Annotated in this window: 9 protein-coding genes; all 9 read right to left on the reverse strand. The window is 51.0% G+C overall.

The genetic code is table 11. From position 1 onward, the window contains the following. Positions 1–224: 224 nt before the first annotated feature. The 9 genes from L990_RS09960 to L990_RS09995 all read right to left on the reverse strand — a co-directional run bounded on the left by L990_RS09960 (position 225) and on the right by L990_RS09995 (position 12,235). Positions 225–2,561, reverse strand: coding sequence for a TonB-dependent receptor (locus tag L990_RS09960; protein WP_047448362.1), 2,337 nt, complete (start codon positions 2,559–2,561; stop codon positions 225–227). 76 nt (positions 2,562–2,637) lie between these two features. After that, positions 2,638–3,849 (reverse strand): hypothetical protein, encoded by a 1,212-nt coding sequence (locus L990_RS19225; protein WP_052180898.1) that lies wholly within the window; start codon positions 3,847–3,849, stop codon positions 2,638–2,640. 122 nt (positions 3,850–3,971) lie between these two features. Beyond that, entirely contained in the window at positions 3,972–4,097 is a 126-nt protein-coding gene (locus L990_RS20520; protein ID WP_262480647.1) for a hypothetical protein, read from the reverse strand. Between the two features lie 158 nt (positions 4,098–4,255). After that, positions 4,256–6,493: a hypothetical protein gene (locus tag L990_RS09970; protein WP_047448365.1), complete on the reverse strand. Its 2,238-nt coding sequence runs from the start codon at positions 6,491–6,493 to the stop codon at positions 4,256–4,258. Continuing rightward, positions 6,450–7,499: a hypothetical protein gene (locus L990_RS09975; RefSeq protein WP_047448367.1), complete on the reverse strand. Its 1,050-nt coding sequence runs from the start codon at positions 7,497–7,499 to the stop codon at positions 6,450–6,452. Before L990_RS09975 ends, L990_RS09970 begins: the two co-directional genes overlap by 44 nt. A gap of 104 nt (positions 7,500–7,603) precedes the next feature. After that, entirely contained in the window at positions 7,604–7,969 is a 366-nt protein-coding gene (locus tag L990_RS09980; RefSeq protein WP_047448370.1) for a DUF2023 family protein, read from the reverse strand. A 536-nt stretch (positions 7,970–8,505) separates the two neighbouring features. Then, a complete protein-coding gene (locus L990_RS09985; protein WP_047448373.1) occupies positions 8,506–10,665 on the reverse strand; it encodes a carboxypeptidase-like regulatory domain-containing protein in 2,160 nt (719 codons plus the stop codon). Continuing rightward, the gene (locus L990_RS09990; protein ID WP_047448376.1) at positions 10,653–11,654 is read right to left on the reverse strand and encodes a FecR domain-containing protein; all 1,002 of its coding nucleotides are present in this window, start codon (positions 11,652–11,654) and stop codon (positions 10,653–10,655) included. Before L990_RS09990 ends, L990_RS09985 begins: the two co-directional genes overlap by 13 nt. A gap of 11 nt (positions 11,655–11,665) precedes the next feature. Then, positions 11,666–12,235 carry an RNA polymerase sigma-70 factor gene (locus L990_RS09995; protein WP_047448378.1) on the reverse strand — a complete coding sequence of 190 codons (570 nt, stop codon included), beginning with the start codon at positions 12,233–12,235 and terminating at the stop codon, positions 11,666–11,668. Positions 12,236–12,533 lie beyond the last annotated feature (298 nt).

Raw genomic sequence — 12,533 nt, forward strand, 5'->3', positions numbered from 1 at the left:
TTTCTTGCCTACTCGTTGGCTTTTCGGCTTTTGCCACCTCGTCTGGAAGGGGATTGGGTGTAGACCTTTGTTGCAACTATTACCGGTAGAGCAAATCTACGAGGAGGAGGGCGTAAATGTCAATAGCTGTTGTGATAGAACAGCTAAGTGAGAACGAATTAGCAGTTGTAGGCTTAAAATTAAAAAAAGCACCTATCTGTAGGTGCTTTTTATGAATATAGAAGCTAAAAGTCTACTCTATAACTTATAACTGGTAAAACTAGGCCAACTTTTTGCTCCTCAATCTTCCTATCCCTATAGTTATAGGCCGGACCGCTGTAAATAGGTGCGTTTAGCAGGTTTTTTATCTGCAATGCCCATGTTCCGGCGTAGCGCTTCTTGTTGGTGCGGTAGGTGAGGGTAAAGTCTACGTAGCAGGTGGCTGGATACTGCTCCTCGAAGGCGCGTGACTCGTCAAAGATCACCCTTTTGGCTGCCAGCGATTCGGCGTTGAGGATCGGGGTCTTGCGCTCGCCACCCAGATAGTTAACTCTTCCATTGATGCCCACAATGCGGTTGCGGCTGATGGCGTACTCCTTTCCGGCTAGGAAGTTTAGCGAGTAGCCCTTGTCGAAGCGGGTATTGTGCCAAACCTTATCGCCCCCTTTGTATTTCGAGTCGAACAGCGATGCGGTAGCCAAATAGTAGAATCCGTTGCTAAGAAAACGCTCTAAGGTGATGTCAATCCCCATGTTTTTCCCTTTGGTGTTGTTGATAAGGGTGCTGTAGAAGCTCCAGTCCTGCTTAAAGTTCACCATAGAGTAGCTGCTGTCGGCAATACCCGGAATTCGGTACAGCTTTTGGTAGTAGGCCTCTACTTTTAGGCGTAGGTTGCTGCTTACGTTCCAATCGTAGCCTAAAATAAGGTGCTGTGCCTGCGAGTAGTCTAACTTTTTATTGGGATAGCCAGACGCACCATTTTGCTGCTTTACAAAGTAGAATCTAAGCTCCTCGAGCTGGCTATGCTTGCCAACGCCAAGCGTAAGGGCATGCCTGTCGGCCATTTGCCACTTTATGCTGAATCGAGGGTCTACCGAGTAGTTTTTGTTGAGGGCGAAGTAGCTGGCGTTTATCCCCCCGTTTATTTGGATGGCTGGCGATAGCTGGTAGCGGCTTTGCCAGTAGGCTTCCATCACCTGGCTGCTTCCTTTCTCTTTCACCATGTTTTGGTAGGTGTCGGGCACTTCATTTATGGTGCTGCTGATGTCTAAGTTGTAGCGCAGCTGCTTAAATGTGGCTCCCGCGCGTAGGGTATGGTTGGCCGATAGCTTGCTATTGATAAAGGAGCTTACGGTAATGGTGGCGGTGTTGTTTTTGATGTAGGCGTTTGGTCGCATTTGCAGCTGGTCGTCGAATCGGGTTTGATCGGCAATGTTGGAGGTGCCAGATGCCGCCACCGAGGTGCTAAGCAGCGATCGGCCAAGGGTAAGCTTGTGGGTAACGCCTGCCGCGCCTGTTTTTATATTCCAGTCAAACTTAACTCTGTCAAAATCTACCTTCCATTTGGTGGAATCGGCATCTTCTGGCTCCTTAACGTTGTCGATACCTCCGATTCCCCACACCGAAAAGGTGCCCGCCTTGGCTGTAGGGAAATTCATCTTAAAAGATAGATCTTGGTAGATGGGAACTTGATCTGTTGGGATAATTTTTAGCTTAGAAAGGATTCCTGATGTAGCATATCGGTAGTTGAAGAGGTACGACGAGCTTTTTCCCTTCTTAAAGGGACCTTCGGAAGCTACATCGATACCCATTAACCCAATTTGTGCGGTATGCTCGCGCTTTTCGTTGTTTCCAACGCGCATTCTCATGTCGAAAACACCGGCAAGGGCGTTGCCGTATTCGGCGGGGAATGCACCGGTGTAAAAATCGGAGTTGCTTAGCAGCTGGCTGCTTAGGATGCTTACAAAGCCACCTCCAGCAACATTTCCGCCAGCAAAATGGTTCGGATTGGGGATTTCTACGCCTTCAACCCTCCACGAAACGCCTTTGGGCGAGTTTCCGCGGATGATAATGGCGTTATCCTGAATGTTGCCTACCGTTACTCCGGCAAAGGCTGATGCCATACGGGCCGGATCGTCCAATCCGCCGGCGTAGCGTCTGGTTTCTTCAACCGAGAAGGTGCGCGAGCTGATGCTGGCCATCGTATTTACGGTTCTATCCTTTCGTTGGTTAGCCTTAACAACTACCTCGTCCATTTGGCGTGATACCTGCTTTAGCCCGATGTTTAGAACCACCTCCTTGGCAGATGTTACTAGAATGTTTGGTAGGGTTACAGGCTCGTAGCCAATAAAGGAGGCCGTAAGGTCATGACGGCCAACTGGCACGTTGGCAATTCTGAAGGTACCTTCGGCGTTGCTGGCCGTACCAAGCGAAGATCCGCTTATTGCGATATTCCCACCTGGGATGGGCGATTGCGTTTCTATGTCGTAAAGTTTTCCGCGTACGGTTTGGGTAAGGCTCTGCCCGGCGGCGCTACCTACAAGCAGTAGGAGAGCCGCTACAAGTGCGATGTAGCTTTTCATGTTTGGTATGTTTTAAGATTGTTTGGAGAGGGAGGGAGGGGCCTCTGCTTCATTTTTGGAGGCAGAGGCCGTGGATTTAGTTGATACGGATGGCAACTCGTCCACCAATCCAGCCAGCGAGGTGGTTGCGGCTGTTAATCTTCTCAGAGATCATGGTGTAGGGCACGAGCTGCTTCATGTGGTGTACGTTGTCGGTGCTGCTGGTGCTATACACTAGCGCATTGGCGGTAATACCTGCCGCTAGCGACATCTTACCGAAGATATGCCTATCTATTCCGATATAAGCGCGGAACAGCTTGTTGTCGTGGCTAAACTTATCGTTGCAAATAATTTGGCTGTACATTAAATCGGCATCGAGTAGGGTACGGGGCGATAGGTTGTGGCTTGTTCCTATACCGAAGGTGGTTCCCCAGATTACCGTGCTCGAATTATCGGGAAGGATGGAGGCTCCAACAATGGTATGCAGCTTTTTTACGCCCGAGCGGTAGGCAACGTTTGCCATCAGCATGTCGTCGGTACCAAGTTCTATTTGGCTGTAGCCTGTGCGTACGATGCTCACCAAACCAATGGGAAGACCGCTGCAGCTATCGGATAAGTTTACCAAACCAAACTGTACTCCCTTAACTACCCTTGCTTTGTTGAGGATCCCAGCCATTTGAAGCCCATCTACCTTGTCGGAAACGTTGGCAACGCCTGCTGCCTGAATGCCTTTTGTTGTTTTGCTGCTGTTGAATACGCCGGCAGCCTGCACTCCCTTTACGGTTTTGGCTATGTTGGCTATGCCTGCAAGCTGACCGCCAACAACGCTGTCGGCTTGGTTGTAAACACCCGCATCCTGTGCTCCGATAATATTATGTGCCGTGTTGGTAACTCCAGCCATCTGTAATCCTTTGATATTGCCTTTTGCAATGTTTGCAACCCCCGAAGCCTGCGCTCCTGTAACTCTTTGCGAGGTATTAAGCACTCCAGCAAACTGGCCTCCGTTTACATTTCCGCTAGTTAGGTTGACAACTCCTGCAAATTGAGCGCCGCCTACATTTCCTTTTACCATATTGGCAACTCCGCCAATTTCGGCCCAGCGAACGCCTTTAGATGTGCCTGCAATGATGTTTATCGAAACGCCATTCTCAATTTTATTGGATAAAAAGCCGTTTGTTCCGAGTGTTGGTACAAAAGATATTTGAAATGGACGAAAATCTGCGGCTGTAGATGCTTCTTGTGCGCTTACTTCTAGTGTTACTGCTAAACCTGCTGCGGCAAAAGCCAATTTTAATGCTGTACTTGTCATTACTTATATTGTTTTCTTTGTTTAATTCGTCTTCGTTGGTCGGGTTGCCCCCCGATTTCGCTACTATGACAACTTGGAATTGTAGTCTCCCCCCTCGTGATGAAAAAAAATCAGGATGATTTTTAAAAAAGCTTCGATATGAAGTGCAAGGCAACTGACGTGCTGGTGCTGATGGCTAGCAGTGCCTGCTCGATCATAAAGTCGGCAAGCTTGGCTAGATGGATTACAAGGTAGGGTAGCTGTCTCATAGTTTGCGGTTATTTTTAGACCTATGACACCTTACTGCTCGATACTCCCCCTTGTATGTTTTCCTTTTTCGAATGTTTATGGCAATTTTTACGTATGGAAACAAAAAATCCCGAGCATTTATCTCGGGATCTTCTGTTTTTATCGGTATCGTAGCGGGTTATCCAACAACCGACTTGCGGAAATAGCCGCACTCGTTAATTATCTCCTTGTAGAATTTTGTGTTCTTGTAGCCTTTTAGCAGCTTAAAGCTATTCCACTGAATAAAGTCAGGACTATTAGAATCGTAGTTATACTCGTTCTCCCTGTTGCTGTACAGGGTAGTGTTGTACCACTCGTTACGCTCGCACTTGGCCATCATGAAGAGGCATTTGGCTTTTTGCTCGTTATTTGTTGCCCTTTTGAATGCGATTTGGTAGTACTTCATGGCCATTTTGTTGGAGGTAAGCATGGCCGCGAATTCGGTTGGAATATAGTAAGGCGACGACTGTCCTGCCGTAATAACGCCTCCTTCGTAGAATGCACGGGCATTTCCGTAGTGGCTCATGTTGTAGAAGGCGTTGCCCAGCATAAAGGCGTTGGCATGTACGTTGGTACCTGCAGCAACGGCCGTTTCCAGATCCTTCATCTTCTTAAGAAACGACATTTTGGTGTACTTTACCTTCTGAGGTGCCATGTGATCGCAGTCGTGGCAGTCGTTTTTCCTGCCAATAAAAGGGTTTCCTAGCAGCGTGCTGGTTTCTCCAACATTTTGCATTAGGGCAATGGCGTTAGATAGGCTATCGCTGTAGGCAGCCCGTATGGCTTGGTACTCCCATAGGTCTACTAGCTTTTTTTCGCTCATTCCCATGCAAAACTTGTCGTAAGCGTTGGGCTTTGCGTTTTGGAAGTAGGCCTTCATCTTTTCTATGTTGCTGTTGCTGCTGTAGAAGGCGGTGCTGGACGAGAAGCACTCTGCCTTAACAGCATCACCCTGCGCTTCATATTTTTGGGCAAGCTCCTTCTTTACCCAACTCTGTGCGTTGTAGTAGCGAAAGCGGGTGTCTACGTTTTTGTCGGATAGCTTATAGAGCCACTGAAGATCGGCAAGCAGCGACTGCTCGTTGGCTGGCGTAATTTTAGGTAGCAGCTTAATGTTGGTAAGCAGCGTTAGCAGGCGCAGCTGACTTTTTGCAAGATCGTTATTGGGGGTACCCTTAGCCGCCTTTTGGTAGTAGTGCGCCGATTTTTGGTAGTCGCCTATTAGAAAGGATAGGTAACCTGCCGATACGTCCCATAAAAATGGGTTGGAGGTTTTTCCCTCGTTGGCCACCTGCTGGCACCAGCGGATATCCTGCTCAATGGCCTTCTTCGCCGAGTCGGTATTTTGGCTGTAGGGTGTTCCTATCTCCTGCTTGTTTACAAAGCGGGTAAGCAGCAGGTCTAGCTTTGTGCTATACGACGACATCTTGTAAATTTCCTTCATCGAGCGTACCTCGTCGGCGTAGTTGATGCCCAACAGGTGCCAAAGGGTTATGCGCTCCTCGTTATTTTGACAAAGTTCGAGCGTTTGCTGCCAGTCGCTCTCGTTTTGTGGGTGAAAGCTCGAGTGAGCCACCACCTTTAGCTGGTTGCAGCCGTCGTAGATGCGGCTGTAGTAGTAGTTGGCAATGACGTATCTGTCCATGGCGTAGTAGGCACCAGCGGCGTACGACATGGCACGGTAGTACATGGTGCTAGGGCTGAACTTTAGCTTGTTCGATTCGAAGGTATAGGTGCAGCGATCCCAATCGTAGAAGTAGTAGTAGCGCACCAGCTGAAACCAGTAGCGCTCCTTTAGGAATTGATCGCTGCTCTTTTCGAAGCCGTTGCGAAGCGACTCCTCAATGTTGCCCATATCCGATCTGCTGGGCAGCGTACGCTTGTCGTCCCAGTAGTAGTTGTAGTAAACGGCGTACTGCTCGCACTTTTTGGCGTACATCAGGTAGTAGATAAAGTCTTTGTGCTGCGGATTGTTTCGGCTTATCCCTTTAGCCTTGCGTTTTAGCGAGTCGGGGAGCACCTTGCCATCGAAGAAGGCGACAAGCTGGCCTATGGCCTTGCTGTTTGCCTTGTTTAGCAGGTACTCGAGCGAGGGTTTATCCACGGAGCCTTTTAAGTACTTGCTCCAGTCGGCAACGTTGGTGCTGTTGAAGCGTTCGTTGTGCTCGGTGTCGAATCCTATCTGGTAGTAGAATAGCCAGGTGTAGAAGAATGGGGTTTGGGTGGTGTCGGCCACAAATACCTCTGGCGTATAGTTCGAGGAGTAGCTCTCGTCCCAATCGCCCCCAGCGCAGGCCCGTACAATACCGTACGAGGCAGCCAAAAGAAGCAGGCTAGCGCATACGATTTGCCAGCTTTTGATAGACTTTAATTTCATACTGCTTAATATTAATAGAATCTAAATCGTAAAAAATCAGGTTTTGAGGGTAGGCTTTGAGGTTTTGGCGGATATCCTTGGCCATTTCGTTCAGCTCCTCGTCCGAAATGGTCTCTATTTTCACCTCGTCGCCCTGCTTAAAGTAGTAGCCGCCCTTAAAGCAGGGCTCGCTAACGCGGTAGCGGTTGCTGGCCACCTTTTTAAAGTGCGGATCGTTGGCAAAGTGGCCATCGTTCATCTTATTAAGCAGGTGCACCACCATATTTTGGCGTATCTGGATGCCCCACGTGAAGATGGGCAGCGCAATATCCAGCGGCAGCGGGTAGCTGCCTACCGAGCTGATGTACTTCTGCGCATTCTCCCTATCGTAGATGGAGCAGCGGCTGTCGGCGCTTATCTTGCCCATGTTGTAGTACATCAGCACGCCCCTGTCGATGGGGGGCACGCCCGTTTTTTTTGGGTACTTTACCTGGTGAAGGCGTATGGTGGCCGATAGCGTCTGCCGGGTTAGGGCCCGGTACTTTTTGAGGAACTCGAAGTAGGCATCCTTGGTTTTTACCGTCCAGTCGCAGTCAAACTGCATTTCGGCGGGGTTAATCCCATAGTTTTGGTTGATTTTGCCCACCAGCTGCGCCACCTTTTGGCTAAGCGAATCCACCTCTAGGGGGCTGGCGCCATCGAACACCCTATTTTTAATAAATACCACGGGGATGATGGTGCAGCGCGGAAGGCTGTCGCCCTTAACCACGGCCAGCGGCGTTGCGCGGCCAAGCAGCGGATGGATGTCTACGTCGAAGTAGCGGACGTAGAGCTTCTGCACGTTGTTGCTTTCGAGGGCTTGCCGCTCGGTTGATCCGAGGGTAAAGCGGCTCTTCCAGTAGTAGAACGATACCTCGGGGCGAGGCCCGTTGCTGCAGGAGGGTAGGAGGGTGCCTACGCACAGCAACGCCACCAAGGCGCCACCTACAATCGTCCTGTAGCCATTTTTTACAATACCTATTTGCATGCTGTTTAACCGAATGTTAAACAAAGATAGCCCAAAAGGGGCGCCATCCAAATTGCCTGCCCAATTTTGGGGGTGTTGGGTACCCGAAAGTTGGGCAACCGCCCCTACGAGGCCCTGCCAAGGGCGATGGGCAGCGGCTCGTGCGCTTTTGCCTTTAGGCGCTTGCGCTTAAGCAGCCGCTGGCACTGCTGGATGCGGTCGTACCCGAGCATGGTGCCCAGAATGAAGTCCTCCTCGTCGGTAAAGTCGTTGAGGTTTTGCTTGCCGAACGATTTGAGCACCTCGATGCACTCGCGCTTCCCAAAAAAGACGTTGAACTTGCGCTCGTTCACCCAGTATATCAGGTGCTCAATCTGCTTGCGCTCCAGCACCTCCTTGGCCTGCTGGTAGTCCTGCGCCCTCATGGTGTGCAGCACCAAGCTGCGGAGGCCCTTCTTGTACTCGTAGATGTGATGTCCTAGCACTTCCATTAGCTGCTCGTTTTGTTGTACAGGCAAAGGTGGCCCATTGTTTTGGGGGCATCAATCCCCATAAGTGGGTATTTTTAGGGGGATGCGGCAGGCGTTTTGCCTTTAATGGGGGGAGTGATGCGGCCCTATGGGGCTTTGGAGGCTCTCTACCGGGCATGACGGGCCGATTGGTGGAGGCAAAGCTGCGCAGCTACCTGTCGAAAGCTAGGAAAACTTAATAAAAACGCATTCAACAGGTGTTGAAAGCTAATCAAACTTAATTGAAAGCCATTCGTCACCCGTTGAAAGCTAACCAAACTTAATAAAAATACATTCGTCACCTGTTGAAAGCTAAAACAATTAGCTTTTGGAGGATTCGTCTGGTGTCGAATGGCTTTCTAAACGATTTAGGGGGATTTGACACCCTGTGGATGGGTTTTAAGCGGGCCGAGGCGCCATTCTCGCGTGGTAGAATGGCGCCTCGGCTATGGGGTGGGGCGTTGTACTGCCCGTTACCGGCATGTTGGATGGTTGCCCCCGGCGTGGACGGCTTGCCGCTAGAACCTAAAGGCTACCCGGCCGCCAATCCACCCGCAGATGGTGCGTTCGGCATCGGCCTTGCTGCTCCAAAGGGTGTAGGGGATGGCGTTTTCGAGGGTTTTATCGTTGGTGGCGCTGGCGTTTCGGTAGCGGAGCACGTTGGTGGTAACCCCTAGGGCCACCGAGCGGCGCTTGCCGAGGCTGCGGTTTAGCCCCACGTATAGCTGAAAGTGGTCGTTGTCGTCCTCAAAGCGGTCGGCAACGATGATGCTTTTCGAGTGCAGCTCCAGGTCTACATCCATCTTCTGGCTTACGCCCCAGCTCGATCCAAACCCGTAGCCGATGCTCCAGATGGGGCGCTGCAGCCCGTCGAGGTGTACCCCCGCGCTGATGATGTTGTGCAGCTTCTTGTGGCCGCTCCTAAAGGCGATGCCGGTGCTCATCAGCTCGTCCGACGACACCTCTATTCGGTGGTACCCCTTCTTGATGTAGCTGAATAGGCCAACCGCCATGCCGTTGCCGCTGTCGGCAAGGTTCACCAGCCCGATTTGAAATCCGCTGAGCAGCTTGGCGCGGTTTACCATCCCGGCAACCTGTACGCCCATTAGGGTGTCGGCCCGGTTGTAGACGCCTGCGCACTGGGTGCCGCTCACCTTGCGGGCAAGGTTGGTAACCCCCGCTATCTGGCTTCCCTTTATAAGGGTCGATTGGTTGGCTACCCCGGCAACTTGCGCCCCGTTGATGGTGCCGCGCTGCACGTTGGCCACGCCGGCCACCTGGCAGATGGCGCTATCGCCCTTTGCCATATTCAGGATACCCGATATCTGCGCTCCGGTAAGCGACTGGTGGGTGATGTTTACCACGCTGCCCAGCTGCACCCCCTTTACCGTATCGGCAACGTTTACCGCATCGCTTATCTGCGCCCCAACTACCGTTCCTTTTAGGACGTTAACCACCCCAGCAAGCTGTATGGCCGACACCCTGCCGCATCCGTAGTTGGCAATGCCGCTTATCTGGGTGCCGTACAGCTGCTGGCTGATGCTGGCGATGCCCGATAGCTGCACGCCGCTGTTGTTGGAGTTGTGGCTGTATACGCCGCTAATCTGTACGCCCTGCAGCGAGCCGGGCGTTATGCTGGCAATCCCCGAGAGCTGCACGCCGCGTACCTTGCCAAACGATTGGTTGAGGACGCCTGCCGCCTGAAAGCCCGTAACGCTCTGCGTTCGGTTGTAGATTCCGGCCAGCTGTACGCCCAGCATGTGCCCACCTACGTGGTTGGCGCCGCTGGCCATAAAGTAGCGGGCATCCTTTCGGGTGATGTTTACGATACCGCCAATTTCGGCGATGCTTACCCCCTGCGAGTATCCTCCAATAATGTTTAGCGAAAAGGCGTTTACCACGTTGCCCGATAGGCGGTGGTTGGTGCCGATGTAGGGGAGGAAGGATACCTGCCACGAGCGGTAGATGGTGTCGCCGATGTTAACGCTGTTGGTCCACAGCTCTTCCGAGAGCAGCCACTTGGGGAAGGTTACCCCCAGAATGCCCCGCTTGTGGTGCGCCTCGGCGGTGGTAGGGATGGCCAATGCGGGGAGGTTGAGGCTAACAAAGTTGCTGCTTGCCGATAGGGGGACAATGGTGGTATCGGCGTAGCCCATCTTGCTTACGCGCAGCTTGGCGCCCTTTTCGCCGTAGGGGACCTTCAGCTTAAAGTAGCCGTACTGGTCGGTGGTGGCCGATACCATGAGCTCCTTATCGTACACGGTGGCGTTGCTTACCTTCTGGCCCGTCTTGGGGTCGGTAATGTAGCCCTCTACCACCTGTGGCTTATCGCCAAAAGGCTGCTGTAGCGCCATCCTATTATCCAAAATGATGATGTACTTACCTCGATCCTTTAGCCTTACGGTTTCGCCAAAGGCTAGGTAAAGCACCATTCGGATAGGCTGCTGGTTGGCATCGAGGGTTACGGGTGGCCGGCCATCGAGCACCTTGGGCGAGTAGGAAAAAACGACGCTGGCCTGCCTGCCAATCAGGTCGAGCATCCCTTTTGGGGGCTCGTTGTATAGGTTTACGGTTACAATTCGTTCTAGGGCTGATGTGCTTGTTTGGGCCTGCAGCTTGGTGGTTACAAGTAGGAGCAGGATGGCCAATCCTACTCCTCTATTTTTTATTTTGAACATTCTTCGCCTGTTAGTACGTAGCTTTTACCTCTTTTTTCAACCTTTAGGTTTAGGGTTTCGGCTATAATGGATAGTATGGTGTCTATATTTTCGTTTTCGAATCGCACGTTAATGGTGCAGCTTCCCAGCTTGGGGTTTTCTAGCGTAATGGTGACGTTGTAGGCCTTGCTTAGCAGCGTTACCACCTCGTTAAGGTTCGTCCCTTGAAAGTTGAAGGCGCGTACAACCGCTGGTGGTGCCTCCTCCTTTTCCGCTTCAATCTTGGTAAACTCCTTCGTTTGCTTGTTGTATACGCCCGTCTCTCCCTGCTTTAGGATGATCCCCCTGTTGTTGTCGGTGTAGAATACTACCGATCCTGTTTTTACGTAAACCTCCACAATGGTGGTATCCTTGGTGGTTTCTACCCTAAATGCGGTACCTATATCGCGGATAAAGGTGCCGCTAGCTTTTACCGTAAAGGCTGGGCCAGTCTGGTGCTTTACCTCAAAAGTGGCATTTCCCACAAGGGTGACATCCCGGTTGGTTTTACCAAAGCCTTTTGCGTAAAGAATTTTGCTGTTGGGCTCTATTTCTACCTTCGAGCTGTCGGGTAGCTGGGTTGTTTGGGTGGTCGCTGTGGCCGCAATTACCATTGGCTGCCTATCTTGCCTTACCGACGAGCGGTACTCGAACCCTAACCACACCCCAATAAGAATAGCCACCGATGCTGCTGCTGCCACCCACGGTTGCCAGCGTTTTGGCTGCATTTTAATGCGCTTTGATTGGCGGATTTGGGGGGCTATTTTGAGCCAAGCGGCCTCTACGTCAAACTGCGGGTCGGTTTCGAGCGATGCGGCTCGCTCAAAGAGCTGCTGCATACCATCAAAATAGCGCGCGTTCTCTGCCGACTCCTTGCACCATTGCTCAACAATCGAACGCTCTTCTGGCGAGGCTTCACCGCTCAGGTAGCGGGCTATCAGGTAGTCAATATGTTTGCTGTCATCAGTCAACTTTCAACGTTTTAATTTTTGAACAAGATGAATATAAGTATGGCAGGAAGGTAGTCGTGCAGCTCCTCTCGTAGAATGCGTAGCGCTCGTACTATCTGCTTGTCCACCGCTTTTGCTGATACTCCCAGCTTTTCGGCAATCTCTGCATACGAAAGCCCCTGCTGCCTGCTTAGCTTAAAAACGGTTTGGCATTGGGGCGGAAGCTTCTCTATGGCCATTGCTATTTGGTGCTTAAGCTCACTTCCGTAGATGGCGTCCTCTGTTACGTTCTCCATTTCGGAGTTTTGATGCTTATACTCTTCGCTGTAAACTTGGCGTACCTTATAGTGCTTTATCCTATTCAAGCAGGTGTTATGCACTGCCCTATATAGGTACGACTTTAGCGAGGTATGAATGTCGAAAGTGCTCCGGCCTTCCCAAAACGCTATAAATATGCCCTGAACAACCTCTTCCGATTCGTTCGCATCTTTAAGTAACGAGTTGGCGTAGGTGCATAGCTGCGCGTAGTATGCTCTGAATACCGCTTCAAAAGCATCCTCACCACCTTTTGCTATTTTACTTATAAGCTCTTTTTCGTCCACCTCGTATGTTTATCCTGCAAAAGTATCAATAATAGCGTTCCTCCCAATTACTCCTATGACAGTTCAACTTCTATTTATCCCCCCTCGTTCTGGGAATTTTTTTATTTTATTTCATATCTAATTACATGTAGATGCTTATTCCCCTCTTTTCGCAGGCCTCTTTGGTCATATTTAGGTGCGATTCTAAAAAAAACTTTTCTCCTAGCTTTGTGGTAAGTGCTGGTATTAGAGGGATGAAGGACTCGTTAACGCGCTGCCGTGGGGTAAAAGAGGGGTTTAGGTATTGCAGAACCGGAAA

The organism is Alistipes sp. ZOR0009 (assembly GCF_000798815.1).
Taxonomy (GTDB): domain Bacteria; phylum Bacteroidota; class Bacteroidia; order Bacteroidales; family ZOR0009; genus Acetobacteroides.